Here is a 25,727-nt window from a genome sequence, read left to right on the forward strand (position 1 = left end):
AGGAATAAGCTGAGGGCACCGCGAAGCGGCGATTTTCTTGCCGGAAGCCCGGGTGGTCAGGGCGGCGGCGATTGAGCCGCCCTGACACGTTCACAAGTATTGTGGTAACAGAGAAGCAGAAGACGTGAAGTGAACGGAACGACCGCCACAGCTGCATGTCCCTCTGACTACTGCACTTTCGCAAAGGTGAGCCACCTTATTGCTCCTGCGCAGCCCCCAGCACGCTATGCAACAGCACATTCGCCCCTTTCTCTGACCACTCCGGCAGGATCTTTTCCGCCTCGTTGTGGCTGATCCCCTTCACGCACGGAATAAAAATCATGCTCGCAGGGGCAATTTTGCTCACGTAGCAGGTGTCGTGCCCGGCGCCGGAGACCATCGGCTTTGCCGAATAGCCCAGCGCCGCAACGGCCTGTTCCGTGCGCGCCAGACACCGCGCGTCAAAGGCAATCGGCGCGTAGTCAAAAATACGCTCCACGCCTGCGGTCACGCCGCGCGCGGCCAGGCTTTCCGCCGCCTCATGCAGCGCGGCTTCCATCGCCTCCAGCGCGGATTGCTCAGGATGGCGAAACTCCACGCTGCACACCACCCGGGAAGGCACCACGTTGCGCGAGTTCGGCGTGACGTTCGCCATGCCGATCGTCGCGCGTCCGTCCGGCGCGTGCCGATAGCCAATCTGTTCGACGCTTAACGCCAGCGCCGCAAACGCGGTGAGCGCATCGCGGCGGCTGTGCATCGGCGTCGTGCCCGCATGGGCGGCAAAGCCGTCGAGGGTAATCGTGAACCAGCGCTGGCCCATCGCCGCGCGCACCAGCCCGATATCCACCGCCTCGTCTTCCAGAATCGGCCCTTGCTCGATGTGCAGTTCATAGCAGGCGTGGATCGGAAAAGCCTGCGCGGGCTGCTCGCCGCGATAGCCGATGCTGTCCAGCGCTTCCCCGACCGTCACGCCTGCGCTATCCGCCCGGGCGTGGGCGTAAGCTTCGCTGAACTGCCCGGTCCAGACGCCGGAGGAGAGCATCGCCGGAGCAAAGCGCGCGCCTTCTTCGTTGGTCCAGTTCACCAGCACGATATCGCGCTCGGTTTCAACATCGTTGTCGTTGAGCGTTCGCAGCAGCTCCAGCCCGGCCAGCACGCCGTAAATGCCGTCGTAATTGCCGCCGAGCGGCTGAGAATCGACGTGCGACCCGGTCATCACTGGCGCAAGCGAAGGGTTTTTACCGGCGCGGCGGATAAACATGTTGCCCATGCTGTCGACGGTGCAGGTAAATCCCGCCTCCAGTGCCCAGTCGCGCAGCAGGTTACGCGCGATGCGGTCTTCCTCGCTCAGGGCCAGACGGGTGACGCCTCCGGCGGGCGTGCCGCCGATTTGCGCCATCATCTCAAGCGTTGACCACAGGCGCCCGGCGTTTACGCGGATCATGCGTTGTCCTTTTTACTGCGGTAGCGGAAGTCGCAGCACGCGCCGCCCTGCATAATGGTAGTGGTGCGGGTCAGCTCAACGTCCGGCGCATAGCCGACGATAAACTTTTCGTCGCGCGCACAGGAGAGCAGGTGGCCGATCTCACCCAGGCCCATTTCGTGATACATCTCGGCGTAACGGCAGCGGGTCACGTTGTAGTTGTACTGCTGCTCGTCGGCGTCGATCACCTTCACCTCCAGCGCGTTATCTTTCTCCCACAGGTACTGCAGGGCGATAAAGCTCTTCACGTCCGTGCCGTTCGGCTCTTTGCTGGCAAAGGCTTTGCCTGCGTCGATTGCGGCCTGCTCAATGGCCTCGCCAATCACCGCCTGGGCGCGGGCTTTCCCTATCTCGCGCACCAGGATCTCGTAAATTGGCTTAATAATTTCTGCTTCAATTTTGCGGCGGGCGAGAATGCCCAGCTCATTATTATCACTCATCACATTGCCTCACTGCGTTACTTCGTTTTGGCGCCACCGAGCACGGTTTGCGGCTGCCATTTGCCATCCACCACTTTATAGACGGTGAAGGACGGTGATTTCAGGTTGCCCTGGTCATCGAAGGCGATCTGTCCGGTAACGCCGGAATAGCTGATGGCGCGCAGGGCAGGCAGGTACTCGGATGGATCCACCGAGTCCGCTTTCTCCATCGCCGCGACCAGCACGCGGGTGGCGTCGTAGGCGAACGGCGCGTGCAGTTCGATATGGGTGTGGTAGCGGGACTGATACGCCTGCTCAAAGGCTTTACCGCCAGGCATCTGCTCAACCGGCAGACCCGGCTCCAGCGCGACCACGCCTTCACCTTCTTTTTGCGCCAGCTGGAGGAAGGTCTGGCTGACGAAACCGCCTGCGCCCATCAGCGTGGCGTTCATGCCGAGCTGTTTGATACGACGCGCCAGCGGTGCCGCCTGGCTGTCAACGCCGCCGAAGAAAATCAGATCGGCGTTCTTGCTGCGAATGGCGGTTAACACGGCGCTAAAATCAACCGTTTTGTCGTCAACGTACTGGCGGTCGACAATTTTCACGCCCTGCGCCTCGAGAGACTTGATGAACTCATCCGCCAGCCCCTGACCAAAGGCGGTGCGGTCGTCGATCACCGCAATGCGTTTCGCTTTCAGGGTGTTTACCGCGTACTGCCCGGCAAACTGGCCGCCGTCATCGTCGTGGCCCATCACGCGGAAGCTGGTGTCGAAGCCCTGTTTGGTGTACGCATGGCCGGTCGCCACGGGCGCGACCTGGGCGATGCCCGCATCGTGATAAACCCGCGCCGCCGGAATGCTGGTGCCGGTGTTCCAGTGGCCGACCACGCCTGCCACGCCGCTGTCCACCAGACGCTGCGCCACCGCCACGGCGGTACGCGGGTCGGACTGGTCGTCTTCGGACTGCAGTTTGAAGGTCACCGCTTTGCCGCCGATAGTCGGGTGCTGCTTGTTGATGTCGTCAATCGCCAGCTGCGCGCCGTTCTCCAGATCTTTACCGATACGGGCGGACGGGCCGGTGAGCGGGCCCGCCAGGCCGATAAGCACGGTTTCCTCGCCTGCGGCCCACGCGCCCGTTGAGGCAAAACCGCTGAGCAGAAGCGCGGCGCTAAGCGCACTGATTTTTACTGTTTTCATTGTTATTCCCTGGTGTTGGTTGGTGTCGGTTGGTGTTGTCAAACGGGCATTTCGCCCAAATAAATCTGTGCAATCTGGTCGTCGTCGAGCATTGCCCTGGACGCGCCGTGATGAACAATGCTACCGCTGTCCATCACCCACGCCCTGTCGGTCACCTCCAGCGCCAGCCGCGCGTTTTGCTCGATGAGGAGCAGGGCGACGCCGCGTTCGCGCAGCTCGGCGATGACCGCGAAAATGTTCTCAACCATCTTCGGGGCCAGCCCCATGGAAGGTTCGTCGAGGATCAGCAGGCGCGGGCGGCTGAGCAGGGCGCGGTTGAGCGCCAGAAGCTGCTGTTCGCCGCCGGAGAGCAGCCCGGCAAGCTGGTGCTGACGTTCGCCGAGGCGCGGAAAACGGTCGAAAATATCGTTCATTTCCCGCTTAACGGTGACGTTGTCACGCCGAAGCCATGCGCCCATCTGCAGGTTTTCCAGCACCGTCATGCGCGCGAAGATACCGCGGCCTTCCGGCACCATCACCAGCCCGTCGCGCAGCAGCGCCTCGGCCTTGTATTTACGCACGCTTTTGCCGTTAAACGTAATAGCGCCGCTGAAGCTTTCCAGCCCGGTGATGGCGCGCACGGTGGAGCTTTTGCCCGCGCCGTTTGCGCCGATGAGCGTCGCCTGTTCGCCTTCATTCAGGGTAAAGGAGACATCGCGCACCGCCTGAATGCCGCCGTAGTGCACGTCCAGACGTTCAACCGTGAGTAGTTCAGACATGGGCATGGCCTCCAAGCCAGGCGGCAATCACTGCCGGGTCGCGCCGCACGCTGTCCGGCGTGCCGCTGGCGAGCGTTTTACCGTAATCAAGCACCGTCAGGCGATCGCAAATGCCCATCACCAGCTTGACGTCGTGTTCAATCATCAACAGCGTTTTGCCGTCGTCGCGAATGCGCATGAGCAGCTCGCCCAGCGCTCTCTTTTCCGCCGCGTTCATGCCCGCGGCGGGCTCATCCAGCGCCAGTAAGAGCGGATCGGTTGCCAGCGCCCGGGCGATTTCCAGCCGACGCTGATGGCCGTAGGCCAGATCGCAGGCGCGGTAGTGGGCGAACTTGGCAATCCCGGTGTACTCCAGCCAGTGCCAGGCAAGTTCGCGGGTCTGCGCTTCCTCTTCCCGCGCGCGCTTGTGGCGGCTCAGCGCCGCCCACAGGCCGTTGCGGGTGCGCACGTGGCGGCCGACCATCACGTTTTCCAGCACCGACATCTCGTTAAACAGGCGCACGTTCTGGAAGGTGCGGGCGATCCCGGCGGCGGTGACTTTCTCGATCTGTTTCGGGTAATAGGGCGTGTCGGCAATCAAAAACTCGCCGCTGTCCGCCGGATATAGCCCGGTAATCAGGTTAAAGCAGGTGGTTTTGCCCGCTCCGTTAGGGCCAATCAGCCCGTAGATCTCGCCCGGATTGATCGACAACGAGACATTGTCCACGGCGGTCAGGCCGCCGAAGCGTTTGGACATATTGCGCACGGTGAGCAGGCTCATGCGGCGATCTCCTTATGGCGTACCGGCCAGATGCCGGAAGGACGCACCAGCATCACGCCGACCAGCGCCACGCCGTAAAACAGCTGGCGCAGAATTTCCGGGTCAACCAGCACCGTGCCAAACAGCGCCTGCTGTACGGGCGCCGCCTGGCTGCGCAGCAGCTCCGGCAGGGCGGTGAGCAGCACCGCGCCGAGGATTACGCCCGGGATGTGTCCCATCCCGCCCAGCACCACCATCGCCAGCACGGCAATGGACTCCTGCAGCGTGAAGGATTCGGGGGAAACAAAGCCCTGGAACGCGCCAAACAGCGCCCCCGCCACGCCGCCGAACGAGGCGCCCATCGCAAAGGCCAGCAGCTTGTAGTTACGCACGTTAATGCCCATAGCCCGGGCGACGTCTTCGTCTTCGCGGATCGCGTGCCAGGCCCGGCCAATGCGCGAGTGCTGCAAACGCAGGCAGACAAAAATGATCGCCACAATCACCAGCATCAGCAGGTAGTACCACAGCCACAGGGCGGGCACCTTAAAGCCAAACCAGTGGTAAACGCCGCTAAACTTCAGGCCGAACAGGTTCAGGGTATCCACGCCGGTAATGCCCTTTGCGCCGTTGGTGATGTTCACCGGGCGGTCGAGGTTGCGCATCAGGATGCGGATAATCTCACCAAAGCCGAGGGTCACAATGGCGAGGTAATCCCCGCGCAGCTTTAAGGTGGGCGCGCCGAGCAGAATGCCGCACACCGCGGCTACCAGCGCGGCGACCGGGACGATCAGCAGATACGAGGTGTGCAGCCCGTCCGGGAACCAGACGGCGAGGATCGGGAACACCTCCAGCAGATGCGGGGAGGCCAGCAGCGCGGCCAGGTATGCGCCCACCGCGTAAAAGGCGATAAAGCCCATATCCAGCAGGCCGGTGTAGCCGACCACGATGTTCAGCCCCAGCGCCAGCATGATGTAGAGCAGGGCAAAGTCGATGACCCGCACCCAGTAGTTGCCGCCAAGCTGGGTGGCGACCACGGGGGCAATCACCAGAGCGAGGCAAAACAGGGTCATGCCTGACCAAAATTTGCGGGTAGCGGCGGGTTTCTCAAGTTGTACCGTTGTCATAGTGTCCTCTACGCCCTGTGCGCCACGCGCTCGCCCAGTAAACCTGCCGGACGGAAGACCAGCACCAGAATCAGCACGATGAAGGCAAAGACGTCCTGATAGTTACTGCCAAACACGCCGTGGGTCAGCTCGCCGAGATACCCCGCGCCGAGCGCTTCAATAATGCCGAGCAAAATGCCGCCGACCATCGCGCCGCGGATGTTGCCGATCCCGCCGAGCACCGCGGCGGTAAAGGCCTTAATGCCCGGTAAAAAGCCCATCGAAAAGCTGGCGTTGCCGTAGTTGCTCGCCATCATCACGCCGGCGAGGGCGGCAAAGGCGCCGCCGATGGCAAAGGTGAGGGTAATGATGGCGTTCGGGTTAACGCCCATTAAGGTGGCAACGCGCGGGTTCTCCGCCACCGCGCGCATTCCGCGCCCGAGGCGGGTGTATTCCACTAACAGCCACAGGCCGATCATCACAACCAGCGCCAGCGCCACGGTGACGATCCCGGTGACGGTGACAATGGCCGGAGGATGGGTTTCGCTGCCTGCGGTGACCGCAATCGGATCCATCGGCAGGATCTGCGGGAACATCAGCGGGTTGCGCGTCCAGACGATCATCGCCACGGTTTGCAGCAGTACCGACACGCCAATCCCGGAAATCAGCGGCGCGAGGCGCGGCGCGTTGCGCAGGCGGCGATAGGCGAAGCGCTCCACCGCCATCGCCAGCAGCGCGCAGACGCCCATGGCAATCAGCAGGGCGAAGCCAAGCTGCAGGAGCAGCGGCAGGTGCGGGAAGGCCGTATTCAGGGCGTTGATTGCGGACAGCGTCGTGAGCGCGCCGACCATCAGAATATCGCCGTGGGCAAAGTTAATAATGCGCAAAATGCCATACACCATGGTATAGCCCAGCGCGATCAGCGCGTAGATGCTTCCCAGCATCACCCCGTTGATCAATTGTTGTATGAGAGTATCCAACGTTCGTATCCGACTAATTGCTCTTTTAACGGCTACCATCCAACAATTGAATTAAATTGTAAAATACACATATATTATTTCTTATGATAATCCGATATTGTCTTATCTGTATGATTTATATGAAGATATAAAAACCCTGCAAGCGGGTAAAAACCCTAAAGAAATCAATATATGAATAAAACAGAACAATCCGTCTTCGCCGAAAGCCGCCTGGCAAACGATCCGCCGCTGCGTGCCGTGCGTGCGTTTGAAGCCATCGCCCGGCTCGGCAGCGTAACGCTGGCGGCGCAGGAGCTGGATATCTCACCGTCGGCGGTCAGCCATCAGCTCAAAGTGCTGGAAGGCTATCTGCAAATGCCCCTGACCGAGCGGCAGGGGCGCAGGCTGGCGCTGAGCCAGCAGGGGCGTGAATACTACCGTTCAATTCGCGCGGCGTTTAACGTCCTGCGCCAGGCCACCGAGCATCTGGTGGAGCAGGCGCAAACCCGGCAGGTGACCATCAGCCTGATCCCGCTGTTTGGCATGGGCTGGTTTATTCCGCGCCTGCCCGCGTTTATGCGCGCCAATCCGCAAACGGAAATCAACGTCGTCTACGCCAACCACCGCAACTATTTAAGCGACGCGTCGGATATGTCGATCCGTTTTGGCAACGGCCAGTGGGCGGGGTATCAGAGTGAAAAGCTGATCTCCGGCAAGATGGTGCCGGTATGCAGCCGCGCGTTTTTGCGCATTCACGGCCATATCGACACGCCGGAACAGCTGCTGCAAATGCCGCTTCTGCACGACGAGGAGCGCACGACCTGGCAGCAGTGGTTCACCCAGCAGGGCGTGAAGCGTCCGCCACGGCGCAGCGGCCCGATGTTTGAAGATGGCCTGCTGACGCTGGCGGGCGTTCAGGCCGGGCTGGGCTGTGCGCTCATGCGCGAGCCGCTTATCGCGCCGTATCTTGAAAGCGGTGAGCTGGTGAAAATCTTCGATTTGCCCATCGACGACGGGCGCGATTATCACCTGTGCGTACGGGCCGATACGGAGATGACGGAGGATGGCAAGCTGCTGCAAAACTGGCTTCGCCGCGCGGCGGGCAGCGAACAGCCTACGGCGTAAGCGGGCAGTTGTTGTCCAGCGCCTCGATGTCCGTTCCGCTGTAGCGGGCGTATTGTCCGGTCAGTCCCCAGAAGGCGGGCTGCGTTTCGGTGTAGATCTCGGCGGCGAGCACCAGGCGACGGCGCTCGTCTTCGTTCATTTCAAGCATCGTCCAGGGAACGAAGTAGCGCGACGATGAGGTGAGCTCAAACCACAGCGGGCAGCCGCAGCCGGGGCAAAACCAGCGTTCGCCGCGGGACGACGAAGCAAAATGAGAAGGGGCGATGGAGTCCTGTTCCAGAAGGGGTTCCCCCTCGGCTTCCAGGTACATGGCTATGCCGCCCGACCATTTCTGGCAGAGCGTACAGTGGCAGGCATACACGTCGAAGTTGCTGAGATTCACGCTAAACTGGCTCATCCCACACAAGCAGCGTCCTTTGAACATGTGCATGGCGTTCTCCTTTATCACGCCAGTCCAACCTAAAAAAAAAGCCAACCGCGAGGGCTGGCCTTTTTATACTGACAAATCTTAGAACTGGTAGGTCAGACCCAGAGCAACGATGTTGTCGGTAGACACGCCAGCAACTTTGGTGAAGCTGTTGTCGTCAACCAGGTTGATTTTGTAATCAACGTAGGTGGACATGTTTTTGTTGAAGTAGTAGGTCGCGCCAACTTCAACGTATTCAACCAGATCCTGGTCGCCGTAAGAACCGAGGTCTTTACCTTTGGATTTCAGGTAAGCAACGGACGGACGCAGACCGAAGTCGAACTGGTACTGAGCAACAACTTCGAAGTTCTGCGCTTTGTTCGCGATGAAACCGCTGCCGAAGTTGGTCATGTTGCGGGTTTCAGAGTAGGTGGTTGCCAGGTAGATGTTGTTCGCATCGTACTTCAGGCCAGCCGCCCAAACTTCTGCGTTGTCGCCGCCAGCGTTGATGGTGTTAGCCACTTCGCCTGCACGAACCTGGTTGTTGGTACGGTCAGATTTCGCATAGGTTGCACCCACGCCGAAACCGTCGAATTCATAGGTAGAAGACAGGCCCCAACCGTCACCGTTCGCTTCGGTGATGTCGCGCTTGTTGTTTTTACCCTGGTACTGAGCGGCGAAGTTCAGGCCGTCAACCAGACCGAAGAAGTCGCTGTTACGGTAGGTTGCAACGCCCGTAGTACGGCCAGTCATAAAGCCATCAGTCTGAGTCCAGGTATCACCACCGAACTCTGGCAGAACGTCGGTCCATGCGCCGATGTCGTAAGCAACACCGTAGTTACGACCGTAGTCGAAAGAACCGAATTCGTTAAATTTCAGACCTGCGAACGCCAGACGAGTTTTGTTGCCTTTGTCGCCGTTGCTTTCTTCGTTGTTGCCTTTGAACTCATATTCCCACTGGCCGTAACCGGACATCTGGTCATTGATCTGAGTTTCACCTTTGAAGCCCAGACGAACATAAGTTTTGTCACCGTCGCTGCCGGTGTCATCAGAGAAATAGTGCAGACCTGTTACTTTACCGTACAGATCCAGCTTGTTACCGTCTTTGTTATAAACTTCAGCCGCGTTTACAACGCCTGCTGCCAACATGGAAGTCACTGCCACTGCAACTAATTTAAGTTTCATCTTAAATAATCCTTATAATTTTCTTTGGGTATTCCTGAGCCATTTCTAAACGATTACTAAACGAGGCTGTTCGTCAATGGCGTGTTATTTTTAAAAATCTTGTAGCCTGGTTTCAATAATAAGTTTCAAAATATTAGCGATAATTTCAATTAGTGTGATCGTGATCTGAAAAATTGCCGCTGAAACGATGGTTTTGATTAATTAATAGTCGCAAATGGATTATTTCCTCGCCTCAACCATTGAGCGGGAAATAGTTTTAAGGGGTGCCTATTTTGCCGCTCAATTATCGTTTTGGCCGCGGTGGAAATTTGCGGAAATGGGTTTTTCCTAACCTAAAAACAGTAGCTTATAAGGATTTCCTGGCGCGGTTCCTGTCGTGAATTCTTGAAACATCCAGAAATAAACTATTGCAATAAGTGCTATATACAACGTAAGTATTCGCGGGGAATTAGTCACTGTGCGGTGTCAATTAATGTCAATAAATGCGGATTTATGTTTACGGAAGGGAGCGTATATAAACAGAATGTAAACACATTCTCCAGCGCTCAAATAAATATTCTGACGTGAGATCACAATTATTAGCGTAGTTTTTGCCGGGCGCGAATGTTGCCCGGCAGAGAAATATCAGGCGTTATTTCGGGTGGCGTACCAGCACAGCAGCGACCCGGCGCAGACCAGCAGCGCCCCTTGCCAGAAAGAGAACGAGAGCGGGGCATTTAATACGGCGGCGGCAAGCGCGGCGGATAATACCGGCGTGAAATACGACACGGCCGCCAGCACGGTGACATTGCCGTGAAGAATGCCGATATTCCACGAGGCATAACCCAACCCCAGCGCCACGCCGCACAATAATAGCTTCACCACCACGGACACGCTAAAGATCATTTCAGGCTGCGGGCTAACGGCATATTTCACCCACAGGCTGGCGGCAGTGAGCAAAACAAACAGGGTGATCCCGTTTTGTCCTTTGGCGAATTTGCTGGTCACGGTGCAGTAGGCGGCCCAGATAAATGCCCCGGCGAACGCCAGCGCATAGCTGAGAGGGCTTGAGATCACGTTGCGGATAATTTCATCGGGATGCAGGCCGCGTTCGCCGCCTAATACCCAGCATACGCCCAATATGGAAATGAGAAGTCCGGGGATCACCCACAGCGATGATTTTTGACCGTTGAATAAAATCGCAAACACAATCGTCAGGCTGGGCCACAGATAATTGACCATGCCGACCTCAATGGCCTGCGGGCGCGTGGCGGCATAGCCGAGGGATAATGCGAGGCAAATTTCATAGCTGACAAACAGTACGCTGCCCGCAATTAAATATCGCGTTGAGAAACGTCTGATATCCGGAAATCCCACCGTCAGCAGGCACATTAATCCGCTGACGGTATAAATCATTGCCGCACCGCCCACCGGCCCCAGACCTTCACTGACGCTGCGAATAAGCCCGACCATCGTGCTCCATAGCAGGATCGCCGCCAGGCCAATCAGCGTTGCTCTCTTTTTATCCATTACCGTGCCATCGCCCTAAAATACAAAGGGAAAATTTATAACATTAATCCTTCGGGCATCGCGAATTATTCTGCTAAGCGCCTAACCCTAAAGGATTATTCAAATGCGCACGGGGCGACTATTAAGGGGGCGAAGGCAGACGACATTGATTTGACGCAAAAAAATCAGGGGTATTGCTGTTAGTTTGCGGCGCGAAGTCTTATCAGAAAAAGAGGACCACAATGGACGTCAGCCGCAGACAGTTTTTCAAAATCTGCGCGGGCGGTATGGCCGGAACAACGGCCGCTATGCTGGGATTCGCTCCCAAAATGGCGCTGGCTCAGTCACGCAACTATAAGCTGCTGCGTGCTAAAGAGATCCGTAACACCTGCACATACTGCTCCGTGGGTTGCGGGCTATTAATGTATAGCCTGGGTGATGGCGCGAAGAACGCCAAAGAAGCGATTTACCACATTGAAGGCGATCCGGATCATCCGGTAAGCCGCGGGGCGCTGTGCCCGAAAGGGGCGGGCCTGCTGGACTACGTTCACAGCGAAAACCGCCTGCGCTACCCGGAATACCGCGCGCCGGGTTCCGATAAGTGGCAGCGAATTTCCTGGGACGAGGCGTTCTCACGCATCGCCAGATTAATGAAAGCCGACCGTGACGCTAACTTTGTTGAGAAAAACGAACAGGGCGTAACCGTTAACCGCTGGCTTTCCACCGGGATGCTCTGCGCGTCTGCGGCAAGTAACGAAACCGGCATGTTGACGCAGAAGTTTGTGCGTTCCCTCGGGATGCTGGCGGTAGACAACCAGGCGCGCGTCTGACACGGACCAACGGTAGCAAGTCTTGCTCCAACATTTGGTCGCGGTGCGATGACCAACCACTGGGTTGATATCAAAAACGCAAACGTCGTGGTGGTGATGGGCGGTAACGCCGCTGAAGCCCATCCGGTGGGATTCCGCTGGGCGATGGAAGCGAAAAACAACAACGATGCGACGCTGATCGTCGTCGATCCGCGCTTTACGCGTACGGCATCGGTGGCGGATATCTATGCGCCAATCCGCTCCGGTACGGACATTACGTTCCTGTCCGGCGTGCTGCTGTACCTGATTGAAAACGGCAAAATTAACGCGGAATACGTTAAACACTACACCAACGCCAACCTGCTGGTGCGGGACGACTTTGCCTTTGATGACGGCCTGTTCAGCGGCTATGACGCTGAGAAACGCCAGTACGATAAGTCTTCATGGAACTATCAGTTCGATGAAAACGGCTATGCGATGCGGGATGAAACCCTGACCCATCCTCGCTGCGTATGGAATTTGCTGAAGCAGCACGTGTCCCGCTATACGCCGGACGTGGTGGAGAACATCTGCGGCACGCCAAAAGCGGACTTCCTGAAGGTCTGCGAAGTGCTGGCCTCTACCAGCGCCGCCGACAGAACCACCACCTTCCTGTACGCGCTGGGCTGGACGCAGCACACCGTGGGCGCGCAGAACATCCGCACCATGGCGATGATCCAGCTGCTGCTCGGCAATATGGGCATGGCCGGCGGTGGGGTAAACGCCCTGCGCGGTCACTCCAACATTCAGGGTCTGACCGATCTTGGCCTGCTGTCCACCAGCCTGCCGGGCTACCTGACGCTGCCGTCGGAAAAGCAGACCGATCTGCAAAGCTATCTCGCGGCGAACACGCCAAAAGCGACGCTGCCGGATCAGGTGAACTACTGGAGCAACTATCCGAAGTTCTACGTCAGCCTGATGAAATCCTTCTACGGCGACGCGGCGCAGAAAGAGAACGACTGGGGCTATGCGTGGCTGCCGAAGTGGGACCAGGCTTACGACGTCATCAAGTATTTCAACATGATGGATAAGGGCAACGTCACGGGCTACATCTGCCAGGGCTTCAACCCGGTTGCCTCGTTCCCGGATAAAAACAAGGTGGTGCGTAGCCTCAGCAAGCTGAAGTACATGGTGGTTGTCGATCCGCTGGTGACCGAAACCTCCAACTTCTGGCAGAACCACGGCGAGATGAACGACGTGGATCCGGCCTCGATTCAGACCGAAGTCTTCCGCCTGCCGTCGACCTGCTTTGCGGAAGAGGACGGCTCTATTGCCAACTCCGGCCGCTGGCTGCAGTGGCACTGGAAGGGCCAGGACGCGCCGGGCGAAGCGCGCAATGACGGCGAGATCCTGGCCGGGATCTACCATCGTCTGCGCGAAATGTACCGCAGCGAAGGCGGTAAAGGCGCGGAGCCGCTGCTCAAAATGAGCTGGAACTACCGACAGCCGGACCATCCCGAGTCCGAAGAGGTGGCAAAAGAGAACAACGGCGTGGCATTGGCGGATCTCTACGATGCCAGCGGCAACCTGCTGGCGAAAAAAGGCCAGCTGCTGAACAGCTTTGCGCTGCTGCGCGACGACGGTTCAACCGCGTCGTCCTGCTGGATCTACGCCGGCAGCTGGACGGAGCAGGGCAACCAGATGGCCAACCGCGATAACGCCGATCCGTCCGGGCTGGGCAATACGCTCGGCTGGGCGTGGGCGTGGCCGCTGAACCGTCGCGTGCTGTATAACCGCGCGTCGGCGGATATCAACGGCAGGCCGTGGGATCCGAAACGGATGCTGATCCAGTGGAACGGGGCGAAGTGGGCGGGGAATGATATCCCGGACTTCAGCACTGCCGCGCCGGGCAGCGCAACCGGGCCGTTCATTATGCAGCCGGAAGGGCTGGGACGTCTGTTTGCGCTGGACAAGCTGGCGGAAGGGCCGTTCCCGGAACACTACGAGCCGATGGAAACGCCGCTCGGCACCAACCCGCTGCACCCGAACGTGGTCTCCAGCCCGGTGGTGCGTCTGTATGAAGACGACGCGCTGCGCCTGGGCAAGAAGGACAAGTTCCCGTACGTGGGAACGACCTATCGTCTGACCGAGCATTTCCACACCTGGACCAAGCACGCGCGGCTTAACGCCATCGCCCAGCCGGAACAGTTTGTGGAGATCAGCGAAACGCTGGCGAAAGCGAAGGGCATCACCAACGGCGACCGCGTGACGGTGAGCAGCAAGCGCGGGTTCATTCGCGCCGTCGCGGTGGTCACCCGCCGTCTGCAAACCCTGAACGTGCACGGGCAGCAGGTGGAAACCGTCGGTATTCCGCTGCACTGGGGCTTTGAGGGCGTGGCGCAGAAGGGCTACATCGCCAACACCCTGACGCCAAACGTCGGCGATTCCAACTCGCAAACGCCGGAGTACAAGGCGTTTCTGGTCAACATCGAGAAAGCGTAAGGAGCGAGTAAATGGCGATGGAAACACAAGACATTATTAAACGCTCCGCGACCAACCCGATCACTCCCGCGCCCCGCGCGCGGGATTACAAGGCTGAAGTCGCCAAGCTTATCGATGTCTCTTCCTGCGTGGGCTGTAAGGCCTGCCAGGTGGCCTGTTCCGAATGGAACGACATCCGCGACGAGGTGGGGCACTGCATCGGGGTTTACGATAACCCTGCCGACCTGAGCGCCAAATCCTGGACGGTGATGCGTTTTAGCGAAACCGACCAGAACGGCAGGCTGGAGTGGCTGATCCGCAAAGACGGCTGTATGCACTGCGAGGATCCGGGCTGCCTGAAAGCCTGTCCGTCCGCCGGGGCGATTATTCAGTACGCCAACGGCATCGTCGACTTTCAGCAGGACAACTGCATCGGCTGCGGCTACTGCATCGCCGGGTGTCCGTTTAACGTCCCGCGCCTCAATAAAGAGGATAACCGGGTCTATAAATGCACCCTGTGCGTGGATCGCGTCAGCGTCGGGCAGGAGCCCGCCTGCGTGAAGACCTGTCCGACCGGGGCTATCCACTTCGGCACCAAGAAAGAGATGCTGGACGTGGCGCAGGCGCGCGTGGACAAGCTGAAAGCGCGCGGCTACGAGAATGCGGGCATTTATAACCCGCAGGGCGTGGGCGGGACGCACGTCATGTACGTGCTGCACCACAACGACCAGCCGGAGCTGTACCACAATCTGCCGAAGGATCCGGCGATCGATACCTCGATCAACCTGTGGAAAGGGGCGCTCAAGCCGCTGTCGGCGGCGGGCTTTATCGCCACCTTCGCCGGGCTGATTTATCACTACATCGGTATCGGGCCGAACAAAGAGGTGGATGACGACGAGGAGGAGCATCATGAGTAAGTCGAAAATGATTGTGCGCACGAAGTTTATCGACCGCGCCTGTCACTGGACGGTGGTGATCTGCTTCTTCCTGGTGGCGGTATCGGGGATTTCGTTCTTCTTCCCGACGCTGCAGTGGCTGACCGAAACCTTCGGTACGCCGCAGATGGGGCGCATTTTGCACCCGTTCTTCGGCGTGCTGATTTTCGTGGTGCTGATGTTTATGTTCGTGCGCTTCGTTCACCACAACATCCCGGATAAGCAGGATATTCCGTGGGTGAAGGGGATTGTTGAAGTCCTGAAAGGCAACGAGCATAAGGTGGCGAAGGTCGGCAAATACAACGCCGGACAGAAAATGATGTTCTGGACCATCATGAGCATGATTTTCGTGCTGCTGGTGACCGGGGTGATTATCTGGCGTCCGTACTTTGCCCACTATTTCCCGATCCAGGTTATTCGCTACGCGCTGCTGATCCACGCGACCTCGGCCATCATTCTGATCCACGCCATACTAATTCATATGTATATGGCGTTCTGGGTGAAGGGGTCGATCAAAGGCATGATTGAAGGGAAGGTGAGCCGCCGCTGGGCGCAGAAACACCACCCTCGCTGGTATCGTGACGTTGAGCGTCTGGAAGCGAAGAAAGAGAGCACCGAAGGGTTGAAGTAAACTGAGCGCCGTCGGCCTGGGCCGGCGGCGTTTTTCAGATGTCAGGTATTGGTAATTAACGCATCAATGGCCGAAATAACCGAGCTCCTGGCACTTCGTAAGTTACATATGTAATCTTTATTGTTTAACTTCTTTTTATCTACGTGCGTAATTCCTGCCGTATTTAAAAAGAAAGTCTGAAAATCAATATTGACTAAGGGTACAGCTGGATGAAATTGCCCATTCAGATTTTTTCTGTAGCTTAGCGGTAAAATAAGCCTTGTTGACAGATCGTCATAATAATCATGCTGAATGATCATAAAATAGGGCTGATATTCTCGCGTTCTGCCTGATGGATTTCGGTAAACATCAAACTGAAAACACATCAAATCCCTCCAAAATAAGGATCCTCAGATAACAATCCCGCTTTGGCCGTAAACGCATTCATGGCCTCGATAAACGCCTTGTCCTTCTGCTGCGGTTGCCGTAGCGCTTCTGCGCCTGCGGCAGGTTGGGGGCGTAAGCCCGTCGGGTGAGTTTGTGACTGCCTGTCTTTGGTACGATTCGATTTCACGTTGGCCTCCTTTGCTGGTGCGGGCCATTATCAACCCTCCCCAACAAAAAACAATACCGCTTCCCCTGGTAATATAAAGAGTGCGAGCAGCATTCCAGACGGCAGGAAATAAATAGAGCCTCGTTACATTCTCCTGCAAAGAGGCTCGTGAATATCAGAAGCGCTCCGCGATATAGCGGAACGGATATTTCGACGGTTTGACTTTGCCAATTTTGCGTTTTGGCAATTCAACCGGTTCGATACGCAAATCTTTATAGGGAATTTGCGCCAGCAGGTGCGAAATAATATTCAGCCGCACGCGCTTTTTATCTTCCGAACGGGCGACAAACCAGGGCGCCCAGGCGGTGTCGGTGGCGGCAAACATCGCATCCCGCGCCACCGTGTAGTCATCCCACATATTGAACGATTTAATGTCCATCGGGGAGAGCTTCCAGGTCTTGCGGCCGTCGTTGATGCGGTCGCGCAGGCGGCGCTCCTGCTCTTTTGGCGTCACCTCTAGCCAGTATTTCAGCAGAATTATCCCGGCATCGACCATCGCCTTTTCCATCACCGGCGTGCCGTCCAGGAACTTTTCCACCTGCTCCTCGGTGCAAAACCCCATGACCCGCTCAACGCCCGCGCGGTTGTACCAGCTTCGGTCGAAGATGACGATTTCACCGGCAGAGGGGAGATGGGATACGTAGCGCTGGAAGTAGAGCTGGCTTTTTTCCTTGTCGGTAGGCGCTGGCAGCGCCACGACCCGGAACACGCGCGGGCTGACGCGCTCGGTAATGGCCTTGATGGTTCCACCTTTCCCGGCTCCGTCGCGTCCTTCAAAGACAATACACACCTTCAGCCCTTTGCTGACGACCCACTGCTGGAGCTTAACCAGCTCAACGTGCAGGCGGCGCAGCGCTTTCTCATACTCTTTGGTTTTGAGGGGTTCAGCTTTAACGACATCAACAACGACGCTGGCTTTCTTCTTACTGGCCATAATAGTCATCCTCAGGTTGTCCGGTCGCGGCAAAACGGGGCCGTAACATGAAGTGTAAACTACCTGAATTAATGGATTAACCTGTCAGAGAGCCGATTTGAACTGGCTCACCATACCAGATTGTTCAATAATTCGTTTTGCACATTTTTAACACGTGGTTGCGGTATGAAAAAAACAATATTTTCGCTGGCGCTTGGCACCTTCGGCCTGGGAATGGCTGAGTTTGGCATCATGGGGGTGCTCACGGAGCTGGCGCGGGACACGGGGATCTCCATTCCATCAGCCGGGAATATGATTTCGTTTTATGCCTTCGGCGTGGTGATCGGCGCACCGATAGTCGCGCTCTTTTCCGGTAAATTCTCGCTCAAAACCACGCTGCTGTTTCTGGTGGCGATGTGCGCCGTCGGGAACGCGGTTTTCACCTTTTCATCGTCCTACTTCTGGCTCGCGGCGGGGCGCCTGATCTCCGGTTTTCCGCACGGCGCCATCTTTGGCGTAGGGGCGATAATCCTGTCGAAGATCGCGCCGCCCGGCAAAGTCACCGTAGCCGTCGCAGGGATGATCGCCGGGATGACCGTCGCCAACCTGATGGGGGTGCCGCTCGGCACCTGGCTGGGGCACGAATTTAACTGGCGCTATACGTTTTTACTGATCGCCGTGTTCGACGCGCTGGTGATCCTCTCGGTGCTGATGTGGGTGCCAAACCTGCACGACAAAACAGAAACACAGCTGGCCGAACAGTTTCACTTTTTGAAAAAGCCGGAACCCTGGCTGATCTTCGCCGCCACCATGTTTGGCAACGCCGGGGTCTTTGCCTGGTTCAGCTTCGTTAAGCCGTTTATGGTCAACGTGTCCGGTTTTTCCGAAGGGCTGATGACGGTCATCATGATGCTGATGGGGCTGGGCATGGTGCTGGGTAATCTGCTGAGCGGCAAGCTGTCCGGGCGGTTTAGCCCACTGCGCATCGCGGCAACGACGGATCTCATCATCGTCGCGTCGCTGCTGTTGCTCTTTGCGTTTGGCGAGCACAAAACCGCCTCGCTGGTGATGGGCTTTATCTGCTGCGCCGGGCTGTTCGCCCTCTCGGCGCCGCTGCAAATCCTGCTGCTGCAAAACGCGAAAGGCGGGGAGATGCTGGGTGCGGCGGGGGGACAGATGGCGTTTAACCTCGGCAGCGCTATCGGCGCCTATTTTGGCGGGTTGATGATCACCCTTGGCTTTAGCTGGAGCTATGTCACCCTCCCGGCGGCGCTTCTGTCGTTCTCGGCGATGTCCGCTCTGCTGATGTACGGCTACCTGAAAGCCCGAAAAAATCAGGCTAACGCCCGCGCGCTAGCCTGAGTCTACTCAGGAAAGCCAGGGCTCGCCGAGGGTCAACATCAGCCGGTTGGCCCAGGCGAAGAAGGCGGCCGACTGAATCAGATCGAGCTGCTCCAGCGTGTCCAGCTTCTCCTTTTCCAGCGCGGCGAGATGCGCCGGGGTCACCGCCGGCGGCGTGACCGACAGCGCCGCTGCAAAATCAATTTCCGCCTGCCAGCGCGCAGATTGCCCTTCGCTCAGCGTACCGCCCGGGCGGATGGCCAGCAGCGCTTCAACGGCGCCGTCGTCCTTCGAGAGCTGGCTGGCTTTGCGCGCATGGACAGATGCGCAGTAAATGCAGCCGTTGACCTTACTGGCCACCGTGGCCGCCAGCTCGCGTTCGGCGCGGGGCAATCCTCCCGGCGTATAGAAAATCCCTTTATCCGTGAGCGTGCGCTGCTCCAGCACGGGCAGGTTGCGCCCCAGCAGGCGGAAATAGTCCGATTCGGTATGGCCAAATTTCGCCAGAATAGCCACTTCATCCGCGGTGAACTCGGCCAGCGGTTTTGCCGCCAGCCACGGCTCCCAGCCCAGCTCCTGCTGAGTGAACGCCACCGGCGCGGCTTTGCCCGTCGCGGTGGTGGCCTGGGTATGCCAGACGCCCGCGACCACCGGCGTATCGCTGGCGGCAATGGATTTATCGTTCAGCAGGCGCAGACCCGCGATCAGGCGGCTCTGGAAGCTGACGAAGGCGATCAGCTGCGCCAGCGTGACGATGCCTTCTTTGCTCCAGCCCGCGTCCGTCAGCGCTTTCAGCGCGGCCGGGGTGGCGTCAACCGGTGAAAAGGTCAGCAGGCGGGCGAAGCTCAGCGCGGGCGTAAGCCGTGGGGAGGTCGGGTCTGCCAGCCCAAATCCGGCATAGTGCGCCGCCAGCGCCGGAGCGTTGTGCCATTTGGCGACCTTCGCCGCCACCGCGAAGCGCTCGTCCAGCGCAAAAGCCGCGTCCTGCTGGCTGAACAGGGTTTCGTAGCTGCCCTGGGCGTGGCGCGTTGCGGCATCGCGGGTGGCGCGAGCCTGGGCCAGCGGTGAACCGGGTGCGATCTCCGCCAGCTCGGCGAGAATATCCTGACTTAATGCCATAACGTGTCTCCTCAAAGAATGTGGGGGGCAATGTGTTTCGCAATCAGTTCAATTGAGCGCAGGGTGTCCTGGTGCGAAGGTTCAACCGAATGCACCTGGAAGGAAATGTCGGTGGCGCGCGCCAGAACCGAGTCGGCCTTCAGCGAGGCCAGCACCGCGTCAGGCGCGCCAACGTGCGCGTCAAACTGGCGGCGATAGTCCGTCACGCTATCCCCCTTGACCTGATGCCCGGCAGCGCGGTGTTGGGCGGCCTGTTTGGTTAACCCCGGGGCGGCAACCTGCAGGGCGTAGTCATCGCTGTCGGCGACAAACGCGGTGCGCGAGGCCAGAATGCGCGGCGCAACGCCCGCAGGCAGGGCGTCGAGATAGGCATCCACGATCGGGTTTTGAATCGCGTCCAGGGTAAGTTCCGGCTGGTTCGCCGGGCGCGGCTGCGTTCGGGACAGCATCAGCCCGTGTCCGGCCTGCGCCGCGCGAACCGCGCCGTCCACCGAGAAGGTCGCTATCCAGATCCGCCCGTTAAGCTGCGGGGCGGGCGGGTAGAGATGGTTATCGGGATGGGTAAGCGAATCCCCGCCCCAGGCGCTCTGGATGACGTGCAGATTCTCAGCGAACGCCGCGGCGCGTTCGGCAAACGTCAGGCCAAACGGCAGAAACGAGGTCGGCGTGCCGCCTGAGCCAAACCCCACTTCCAGCCGTCCGTTGGAAAGGAGATCCAGCACCGCGGCATCTTCCGCCACGCGCAGCGGGTTTTCCATCGGCAGGGTGATGATGGCGGTGCCCAGACGGATTTTTTGCGTGTGCGCCGCCACGTGGGCGAGGAACAGCAGCGGCGACGGCAGGCCGCCTTCCTGCTCGTGGAAATGGTGCTGGGCAATCCAGGCGCTGTCGAAGCCGTGGCGCTCGGCGTGCTGGATCTGCTCTGTCGCCAGCCGGTAGCGCTCTTTAGGCGTCGCCACGTCCAGCAGGCGGGTGAAAAATCCCAGGCGTTTTCGCGTCATGCGAACTCCTCCGTAGCGGGTGAAAAATGGGGGATGGCATCAATCAATTCGCGGGTGTAGCTGCTCTGCGGCGAAGCAAACAGCGTATCGACCGCGCCATGTTCAACAACCTGGCCGCCGCGCAGCACCGTAACGCTGTGCGCGATGCGGCGAACGGTCGCCAGATCGTGGGTGATAAACAGATAGGTCAGACCAAGCTGCTGCTGAAGCTGCTGCAGCAGGGCCAGAATTTGCGCCTGCACGGTGACGTCCAGCGCGGAGGTGGCCTCGTCGAGCACCAGAATGGTGGGCTCGAGGATCAGCGCCCGGGCAATGGCGACCCGCTGGCGCTGACCGCCGGAAAGCTCTCGCGCGGTGCGGTTCAGTAGTTCGACGGGCAGCGCGACGCGCTGCGCCACGGTTTCGACCCGCGCCTTGCGCTCCTCTTTAGGGATGCGGGCAAAGTTTTTCAGCGGCTCTTCGATAATCTCAAAAAGGCTCTGGCGCGGATCGAGCGAGGCGAAGGGGTTCTGGTACACGAACTGAATTTTCTGCCGCAGCTGGCGGCGCGCCTCGTGGCTTAAGGTGGTGGCGTCAATATCATCAATCACCACCCGCCCGCTGTCGGCCTGTTCAAACCCAAGCAGGATGCGGGCGAGGGTGGTTTTTCCCGATCCCGACTCGCCAACCAGCGCGTGGGTGCTGCCGCGCGTCACTTCGAAGCTGACGTCGTCGAGCGCCTGAAGACGATGGCCATTGCCGAGAGAAAATTGCTTGCCAATCGACAGGGCGCGAATGGCGGGGGACGCCAGCGGACGGCCGGACACCGGGGCGATGGTCAAACGCTGCCCCTGCAAATCGCTCAGCAGCTGGCGGGTATAGGCGTGCTGCGGCGCGCGCACGATATCCGCCGTTGCGCCCTGTTCCTGCACCTCGCCGTGGCGGAAGACCAGCAGCCGGTCGGCGCGCTGGGCGGCGAGGGCCAGATCGTGAGTGACAAACAGCACGGCGGTGCCGGACTCACGGCGCAGCACGTCCAGCAGGTCGAGAATGCGCTTTTGCACCGTCACGTCCAGGGCGCTGGTCGGTTCGTCGGCAATAATCACGTCCGGGCGCAGGGCAATGGCGATGGCAATCAGCACGCGCTGCTTCATGCCGCCGGAAAGCTGATGCGGGTACTGCTTCATGCGCTGTTCCGGATGGCTCAGGCCGACTTTGGTTAACAGCGCCAGCACCTGCTCATCCCGCGCCCTGGCGGATATTTTCTGATGCAGCTGGAGGATTTCCCCCACCTGCGCGCCGATGGTTTTCACCGGGTTCAGGGAGTTGCCCGGATCTTGCGGCACCAGGCTGATTCGCGCCCCGCGCAGCGCGTCGAGCCGTTTGGCTGACCAGCGGCTGATGTCTTCATTGTTCAGCACAATTTTACCGCCGTCGCGACGGGCATTGTCCGCCAGCAGGCCGATGATCGCCTGCGCGGTGGTGGTTTTGCCGGAGCCGGATTCGCCCACGAACGCCAGCATTTCGCCCCGCTTCAGGCTAAAGCTGACGTGATGCACCACCTCCTGCCAGCGGCGGCCGGTGCGGTAGCTAATGCTGAGATCCTCAACTGAGAGAACGGTCATACGCGGCCTCCGCTGAACTGTTGGCTGATGCGGTTGGTTGCCAGCACCACGGCGATAACAACAACGCCGGGGAAGGTGGTGAGCCACCAGGCGGTCGAAAGATAGTTACGCCCTTCGGCGATCAGCAATCCCCATTCCGGCACGGGCGGCGGCGTGCCGTAGCCAAGGAAGCTGAGGGTAGAGAGCGCCAGGATCGCCTGACCAAACTGAAGGGTGGCAAACGCCAGCACCGCGGTTAGGGAGTTGGGCAGAATGTGGCGCCACAGGACGGACAAAAACGTGCCGCCGCTGCCGAACGCCGCCTCGACGTAATCGCTATGGCGTATGCGCACCACCTCACCGCGCGCCAGACGGGCAAAGCTGGCGACGGAGGCCACGCCCACCGCAATGGCGGCATTGACGGTGCCAAAGCCGAGCAAAATGATCACCGTCAGCGAGAGCAGCAGGGAGGGAATGGCGAGCAGGACGTCAACAAAGCGCATCAGCAGGGACTCCACGCGTCCGGCAAAGGCCCCGGCAATGACGCCGATACCGGTTCCCACCACCAGCCCAAGGCTGACGGCAGCCAGCGCCGCGCTCAGGGAGTGCGACGCGCCGTACACGATGCGCGTGAACACGTCCCGCCCGAGCTGGTCGGTTCCCAGCCAGTACCCGGCCTGCGGCGCCAGACGCTGCGCGCCGGCAATGCCTTCAATCGGGCTGTAGTGGGTGAAAAGCCCCGGGGCGAAGGCCGCCAGCGCGGCGGTCGCAATCACCGCCCACGCCAGCCATAAGCCGGGCTGCCAGGAGAAGGCCTGCCACTGGGGCACGCGCTTGCGCGCCGCGGCGGCGTAATCGACAAGGCTCATGATGCACCTCCGGTAAGGGTATGCAGACGGGGATCGAACAGCGGCATCAGCAGATCCACCAGCAGATTAATCAGGACAAAACCCAGCGCCGAAATCATTACCACCGCCTGCAGCACGGCGATATCCTGGTTATTCACCGCCTGCTGGGTGAGCTGCCCCAGGCCGCTTCGGCCAAAGACGGTTTCGGTGATCAGCGCCCCGGCAATCAGCTCGCCCAGCAGCAAACCCGCGATATTCAGCACCGGTAGCAGGGCGTTGCCGGTGACGTGTCGCCACAGCACGGCGGTTTCGCTCAGCCCCTTGGCGCGGGCGACGGCCACGAAAGGCTGCGCCGCAACCTGGTCCAGGCTGCGCATTAAAATCTGCGCCAGCGGCGCGGAGATCGGGATGGCGACGGTCACGATCGGCAGGATCAGCCCCTGCAGCGGCGAGGGGTTAATCACCGGGATCAGCCGTAGCTGAAAAGAGAACAGCTGGATCAGGGCAATGCCCAGCCAGAAGGTGGGCAGAGAGATAAACAGCACCGGGAGCGACTGGATGGTATTGCTCAGCCAGCGTAAACCGGGCAGCCGCGAGGCGAAGGCCAGGGTAAACGCCAGCACCACCGCCAGCGCAAACGCCGGAAGCGCCAGGCTTAGGGTATCCGGCAGGTTGCTGGCGATCAGCTCGCTCACCGGGACGCCCGCCTGTAGCGAATAGCCAAAATCCCCGCGCAGCATGGCAAACAGCGTATGAACATACTGCTGCCACAGCGGGCTGTCGGCCCCGTACGCCACGCGCATCTCCTGGATCTGCGCCGGGCTGAGGCCGAGATCCGGGTTCTGAAATTTAATCAGCACCGCGTCACCCGGCAGCACCTGCAGCAGCACGAACGAGAGGGTGAAGGCGGCCCAGAGCACCAGCAGCCCGTGGCCTGAACGCTGAAGAAGTGTGTGGCGCATTGGCGGCTCCTCAGTGTTTCTCAATCCACGCGCCGTAGAACGACGGGCGGCCTACCGCTTCAAAGCTCACGCCTTTCAGCCAGGGGGCACCGGCAAAGACCTGCGGCTCCTCGAAAATCGGGATTACGTAGGCGTTGTCCAGCAGGTAGCGCTGGGCATCTCCGGTAAGCTGAAGACGCTTTTGCGGATCCACTTCCGCAGAGATATTCACCAGCAGATCGTTCAGCCTGTCGTCGCGGAAGGTCTTCACCTTGTCGCTTGAGCCTCCCTTTTGCAGCAGCGCGTCGCGGTTTGCCGGGTAGAACATGCTTTTCACCACGTCCGGGTCGGCGCGGCCCACCTCCGACACGGTGAGCGGGGTTTTTAGCGGGTCGAGGTTATCCAGCGTGCGGCTTCCGGCATCGCCGGCCTTGACGCTGAGCGCTACGCCCGTCTGACGCCACTGCTGCGCAATCAGCTGTAAAACCTCTTTGTTTTGCGGCTGCGGCAGAGATTCATAAATGGTGAGCGCCAGACGCTGCCCGTCCTTCACGCGGATCCCGTCGCTGCCCGTTTTCCAGCCCGCATCGTCCAGCAGCTTATTGGCTTTTGCCGGATCGAAAGCGAGCTTATCGCTGAGATCGACAAAGCCTGCGGCGGAGTCGGCGATAACCGATTTGGCCTGCGGATAGTTAGGGGAGAACAGGGTCTCCACAACCTGTTTCGCGTTGGTGGCGTGCAGCAATGCCTGGCGCACGCGAACGTCCGCCACCAGCGGGTTGTCCGGGCGGAAGCTGATGCTGTCGTTCACGCCGCGGGTCGGTGCCGCGTAGATTTTATAGCCCTGGTCGGTGGCCTGCTTTTCGTCGTAGGCCTGCACCTGGCGGATAAAGTCCGCCTGGCCCGCCAGCAGCGCGCCCACGCGCACGCTGTCCTCCTGGGTGACGATAAACTTAATGCCGTCGAGGTTTGCCGGGCCCTGCTGGGGCAGGTTTTTCGGCCCCCAGCGGTAGTCTTTACGCGCTTCCAGCGTCACTTCGCGACCAAGCTTTTCATCCTTCACCACGAACGGCCCGGAGCCGATGATATGGCGGGCATCGCCCAGCTCTTCGAAGTTGCGCTTCAGAGTGCTCAGCGACACCAGCCCTGAACCGATGGTCGCGGTGCCTTGCAGGAAACCTGGCGACGGTTTTTTGAAGAAGAACTTCACGGTTAGGGGATCGACCACTTCGCTGCGATCGTAGTTGTTGATCACCTCCGACACCGGCAGGCGCTGAGCCTTGTTGCCCAGTCCGTAGGTATCGAAGTTTTTCGCCACGGCGGCGGCATCCAGCGGCGTACCGTCAGAGAACGTAATGCCGGGGCGAATTTTAAAGGTGTACTCGGTTTTATCGGCGTTGGTGGTCCAGCTTTCCGCCACCCAGGGTTCAACCTCGAGGGTTTTCGGGTTCTGCCAGGTCAGCTTGTCGGTGATCTGGTTCAGGATCCCGCCGTTGGGGTAAAACCCGCCCGCGGGAGGATAAAGGTTGGTGTGCGCCTGCTGCTCCAGATAGATCAGCGTGCCGCCTTTGACGGGCGCATCTGCCGCATAGGCCGCGGTTGTTGCCAGAATGAGCGCCGTGAGGAGCGGCAGGCGAAAGGGGGTTTGCATGGTGAATTCCTTTGTTATCTTCTTGTTAGCGTCGCAGCCATCATCGGGCGCGGCTGAAAGCAA

At 59.5% G+C, this 25,727-nt stretch carries 24 protein-coding genes; 5 read left to right on the forward strand and 19 right to left on the reverse strand.

Translation table 11 applies throughout. The features are described from left to right. Positions 1-196: 196 nt before the first annotated feature. The 7 genes from AB6V08_RS12750 to AB6V08_RS12780 are packed head-to-tail and all read right to left on the reverse strand — an operon-like array spanning position 197 to position 6,657. Positions 197-1,423, reverse strand: a complete 1,227-nt coding sequence (locus AB6V08_RS12750) for a Zn-dependent hydrolase (protein ID WP_368543078.1) — start codon at positions 1,421-1,423, stop codon at positions 197-199. Continuing rightward, a complete protein-coding gene (locus AB6V08_RS12755) occupies positions 1,420-1,902 on the reverse strand; it encodes an L-2-amino-thiazoline-4-carboxylic acid hydrolase (RefSeq protein WP_368543080.1) in 483 nt (160 codons plus the stop codon). The genes AB6V08_RS12750 and AB6V08_RS12755 overlap by 4 nt, the downstream gene beginning before the upstream one ends. Before the next feature lie 17 nt (positions 1,903-1,919). Next, on the reverse strand, positions 1,920-3,077 hold the full coding sequence (locus AB6V08_RS12760) for a branched-chain amino acid ABC transporter substrate-binding protein (RefSeq protein ID WP_368543082.1): 1,158 nt from the start codon (positions 3,075-3,077) through the stop codon (positions 1,920-1,922). 38 nt (positions 3,078-3,115) lie between these two features. After that, a complete protein-coding gene (locus tag AB6V08_RS12765) occupies positions 3,116-3,835 on the reverse strand; it encodes an ABC transporter ATP-binding protein (protein ID WP_368543084.1) in 720 nt (239 codons plus the stop codon). After that, positions 3,828-4,595 carry an ABC transporter ATP-binding protein gene (locus tag AB6V08_RS12770; RefSeq protein ID WP_368543086.1) on the reverse strand — a complete coding sequence of 256 codons (768 nt, stop codon included), beginning with the start codon at positions 4,593-4,595 and terminating at the stop codon, positions 3,828-3,830. The genes AB6V08_RS12765 and AB6V08_RS12770 overlap by 8 nt, the downstream gene beginning before the upstream one ends. Further along, complete coding sequence (locus AB6V08_RS12775; RefSeq protein WP_368543089.1) at positions 4,592-5,698, reverse strand: branched-chain amino acid ABC transporter permease; 1,107 nt, start codon at positions 5,696-5,698, stop codon at positions 4,592-4,594. Before AB6V08_RS12775 ends, AB6V08_RS12770 begins: the two co-directional genes overlap by 4 nt. 8 nt (positions 5,699-5,706) lie before the next feature. Next, positions 5,707-6,657 carry a branched-chain amino acid ABC transporter permease gene (locus tag AB6V08_RS12780; RefSeq protein ID WP_368543091.1) on the reverse strand — a complete coding sequence of 317 codons (951 nt, stop codon included), beginning with the start codon at positions 6,655-6,657 and terminating at the stop codon, positions 5,707-5,709. Positions 6,658-6,828: 171 nt separating this feature from the next. Here AB6V08_RS12780 and AB6V08_RS12785 point away from each other — a divergent pair, with 171 nt between their 5' ends. Next, complete coding sequence (locus AB6V08_RS12785) at positions 6,829-7,761, forward strand: LysR substrate-binding domain-containing protein (RefSeq protein ID WP_368543093.1); 933 nt, start codon at positions 6,829-6,831, stop codon at positions 7,759-7,761. Here AB6V08_RS12785 and AB6V08_RS12790 read toward each other — a convergent pair. The 3 genes from AB6V08_RS12790 to yddG form a co-directional block, all read right to left on the reverse strand. Further along, positions 7,751-8,191, reverse strand: a complete 441-nt coding sequence (locus AB6V08_RS12790; RefSeq protein WP_368543095.1) for a GFA family protein — start codon at positions 8,189-8,191, stop codon at positions 7,751-7,753. The genes AB6V08_RS12785 and AB6V08_RS12790 overlap by 11 nt on opposite strands. Before the next feature lie 78 nt (positions 8,192-8,269). Beyond that, on the reverse strand, positions 8,270-9,352 hold the full coding sequence (gene ompC / locus AB6V08_RS12795) for a porin OmpC (protein WP_368543097.1): 1,083 nt from the start codon (positions 9,350-9,352) through the stop codon (positions 8,270-8,272). 624 nt (positions 9,353-9,976) lie between these two features. Further along, positions 9,977-10,861, reverse strand: a complete 885-nt coding sequence (gene yddG / locus AB6V08_RS12800) for an aromatic amino acid DMT transporter YddG (protein ID WP_368543099.1) — start codon at positions 10,859-10,861, stop codon at positions 9,977-9,979. Positions 10,862-11,082: 221 nt separating this feature from the next. Here yddG and fdnG point away from each other — a divergent pair, with 221 nt between their 5' ends. The 3 genes from fdnG to fdnI are packed head-to-tail and all read left to right on the forward strand — an operon-like array spanning position 11,083 to position 15,675. Further along, on the forward strand, positions 11,083-14,130 hold the full coding sequence (fdnG, locus tag AB6V08_RS12805; protein WP_368543101.1) for a formate dehydrogenase-N subunit alpha: 3,048 nt from the start codon (positions 11,083-11,085) through the stop codon (positions 14,128-14,130). Between the two features lie 11 nt (positions 14,131-14,141). Beyond that, complete coding sequence (gene fdxH, locus AB6V08_RS12810; RefSeq protein ID WP_368543103.1) at positions 14,142-15,026, forward strand: formate dehydrogenase subunit beta; 885 nt, start codon at positions 14,142-14,144, stop codon at positions 15,024-15,026. Continuing rightward, the gene (gene fdnI, locus AB6V08_RS12815; RefSeq protein WP_368543105.1) at positions 15,019-15,675 is read left to right on the forward strand and encodes a formate dehydrogenase-N subunit gamma; all 657 of its coding nucleotides are present in this window, start codon (positions 15,019-15,021) and stop codon (positions 15,673-15,675) included. The genes fdxH and fdnI overlap by 8 nt, the downstream gene beginning before the upstream one ends. A 41-nt stretch (positions 15,676-15,716) precedes the next feature. On the opposite strand, the gene AB6V08_RS12820 is transcribed toward fdnI, so the two are convergent. The 3 genes from AB6V08_RS12820 to ppk2 form a co-directional block, all read right to left on the reverse strand. Further along, complete coding sequence (locus AB6V08_RS12820; protein WP_368543107.1) at positions 15,717-16,040, reverse strand: CcdB family protein; 324 nt, start codon at positions 16,038-16,040, stop codon at positions 15,717-15,719. Beyond that, positions 16,040-16,228, reverse strand: a complete 189-nt coding sequence (locus AB6V08_RS12825; protein WP_368543109.1) for a hypothetical protein — start codon at positions 16,226-16,228, stop codon at positions 16,040-16,042. The genes AB6V08_RS12820 and AB6V08_RS12825 overlap by 1 nt, the downstream gene beginning before the upstream one ends. Positions 16,229-16,382: 154 nt before the next feature. Then, a complete protein-coding gene (gene ppk2, locus AB6V08_RS12830; protein ID WP_368543111.1) occupies positions 16,383-17,201 on the reverse strand; it encodes a polyphosphate kinase 2 in 819 nt (272 codons plus the stop codon). 165 nt (positions 17,202-17,366) lie between these two features. Between ppk2 and araJ the strand changes: the two genes are divergently transcribed. After that, positions 17,367-18,542 carry an MFS transporter AraJ gene (araJ, locus tag AB6V08_RS12835; RefSeq protein WP_368543113.1) on the forward strand — a complete coding sequence of 392 codons (1,176 nt, stop codon included), beginning with the start codon at positions 17,367-17,369 and terminating at the stop codon, positions 18,540-18,542. Positions 18,543-18,548: 6 nt separating this feature from the next. On the opposite strand, the gene AB6V08_RS12840 is transcribed toward araJ, so the two are convergent. The 6 genes from AB6V08_RS12840 to AB6V08_RS12865 are packed head-to-tail and all read right to left on the reverse strand — an operon-like array spanning position 18,549 to position 25,664. Beyond that, positions 18,549-19,640, reverse strand: coding sequence for an alkylhydroperoxidase domain protein (locus AB6V08_RS12840; protein ID WP_368543115.1), 1,092 nt, complete (start codon positions 19,638-19,640; stop codon positions 18,549-18,551). A gap of 11 nt (positions 19,641-19,651) precedes the next feature. Next, positions 19,652-20,641: a putative FMN-dependent luciferase-like monooxygenase gene (locus tag AB6V08_RS12845; protein WP_368543117.1), complete on the reverse strand. Its 990-nt coding sequence runs from the start codon at positions 20,639-20,641 to the stop codon at positions 19,652-19,654. Next, the gene (locus tag AB6V08_RS12850) at positions 20,638-22,245 is read right to left on the reverse strand and encodes a dipeptide ABC transporter ATP-binding protein (RefSeq protein WP_368543119.1); all 1,608 of its coding nucleotides are present in this window, start codon (positions 22,243-22,245) and stop codon (positions 20,638-20,640) included. Before AB6V08_RS12850 ends, AB6V08_RS12845 begins: the two co-directional genes overlap by 4 nt. Then, positions 22,242-23,093 (reverse strand): ABC transporter permease, encoded by an 852-nt coding sequence (locus tag AB6V08_RS12855; RefSeq protein ID WP_368543121.1) that lies wholly within the window; start codon positions 23,091-23,093, stop codon positions 22,242-22,244. The genes AB6V08_RS12850 and AB6V08_RS12855 overlap by 4 nt, the downstream gene beginning before the upstream one ends. Continuing rightward, positions 23,090-24,034, reverse strand: a complete 945-nt coding sequence (locus AB6V08_RS12860; RefSeq protein ID WP_368543123.1) for an ABC transporter permease — start codon at positions 24,032-24,034, stop codon at positions 23,090-23,092. The genes AB6V08_RS12855 and AB6V08_RS12860 overlap by 4 nt, the downstream gene beginning before the upstream one ends. A 10-nt stretch (positions 24,035-24,044) precedes the next feature. Beyond that, positions 24,045-25,664, reverse strand: coding sequence for a TIGR04028 family ABC transporter substrate-binding protein (locus tag AB6V08_RS12865; RefSeq protein ID WP_368543125.1), 1,620 nt, complete (start codon positions 25,662-25,664; stop codon positions 24,045-24,047). Positions 25,665-25,727: the final 63 nt, after the last annotated feature.

The organism is Enterobacter soli, from assembly GCF_964208575.1.
In the GTDB taxonomy this organism is placed as follows: domain Bacteria; phylum Pseudomonadota; class Gammaproteobacteria; order Enterobacterales; family Enterobacteriaceae; genus Enterobacter; species Enterobacter soli_A.

Coding starts and splice junctions, on each gene's coding strand:
- AB6V08_RS12750 (WP_368543078.1), bottom strand. CDS start 1,423: ATGATCCGCGTAAACGCCGGGCGCCTGTGGTCAACGCTTGAGATGATG.
- AB6V08_RS12755 (WP_368543080.1), bottom strand. CDS start 1,902: ATGAGTGATAATAATGAGCTGGGCATTCTCGCCCGCCGCAAAATTGAA.
- AB6V08_RS12760 (WP_368543082.1), bottom strand. CDS start 3,077: ATGAAAACAGTAAAAATCAGTGCGCTTAGCGCCGCGCTTCTGCTCAGC.
- AB6V08_RS12765 (WP_368543084.1), bottom strand. CDS start 3,835: ATGTCTGAACTACTCACGGTTGAACGTCTGGACGTGCACTACGGCGGC.
- AB6V08_RS12770 (WP_368543086.1), bottom strand. CDS start 4,595: ATGAGCCTGCTCACCGTGCGCAATATGTCCAAACGCTTCGGCGGCCTG.
- AB6V08_RS12775 (WP_368543089.1), bottom strand. CDS start 5,698: ATGACAACGGTACAACTTGAGAAACCCGCCGCTACCCGCAAATTTTGG.
- AB6V08_RS12785 (WP_368543093.1), top strand. CDS start 6,829: ATGAATAAAACAGAACAATCCGTCTTCGCCGAAAGCCGCCTGGCAAAC.
- AB6V08_RS12790 (WP_368543095.1), bottom strand. CDS start 8,191: ATGCACATGTTCAAAGGACGCTGCTTGTGTGGGATGAGCCAGTTTAGC.
- ompC (WP_368543097.1), bottom strand. CDS start 9,352: ATGAAACTTAAATTAGTTGCAGTGGCAGTGACTTCCATGTTGGCAGCA.
- yddG (WP_368543099.1), bottom strand. CDS start 10,861: ATGGATAAAAAGAGAGCAACGCTGATTGGCCTGGCGGCGATCCTGCTA.
- fdxH (WP_368543103.1), top strand. CDS start 14,142: ATGGCGATGGAAACACAAGACATTATTAAACGCTCCGCGACCAACCCG.
- fdnI (WP_368543105.1), top strand. CDS start 15,019: ATGAGTAAGTCGAAAATGATTGTGCGCACGAAGTTTATCGACCGCGCC.
- AB6V08_RS12820 (WP_368543107.1), bottom strand. CDS start 16,040: ATGTGTTTTCAGTTTGATGTTTACCGAAATCCATCAGGCAGAACGCGA.
- ppk2 (WP_368543111.1), bottom strand. CDS start 17,201: ATGGCCAGTAAGAAGAAAGCCAGCGTCGTTGTTGATGTCGTTAAAGCT.
- araJ (WP_368543113.1), top strand. CDS start 17,367: ATGAAAAAAACAATATTTTCGCTGGCGCTTGGCACCTTCGGCCTGGGA.
- AB6V08_RS12840 (WP_368543115.1), bottom strand. CDS start 19,640: ATGGCATTAAGTCAGGATATTCTCGCCGAGCTGGCGGAGATCGCACCC.
- AB6V08_RS12845 (WP_368543117.1), bottom strand. CDS start 20,641: ATGACGCGAAAACGCCTGGGATTTTTCACCCGCCTGCTGGACGTGGCG.
- AB6V08_RS12850 (WP_368543119.1), bottom strand. CDS start 22,245: ATGACCGTTCTCTCAGTTGAGGATCTCAGCATTAGCTACCGCACCGGC.
- AB6V08_RS12855 (WP_368543121.1), bottom strand. CDS start 23,093: ATGAGCCTTGTCGATTACGCCGCCGCGGCGCGCAAGCGCGTGCCCCAG.
- AB6V08_RS12860 (WP_368543123.1), bottom strand. CDS start 24,034: ATGCGCCACACACTTCTTCAGCGTTCAGGCCACGGGCTGCTGGTGCTC.
- AB6V08_RS12865 (WP_368543125.1), bottom strand. CDS start 25,664: ATGCAAACCCCCTTTCGCCTGCCGCTCCTCACGGCGCTCATTCTGGCA.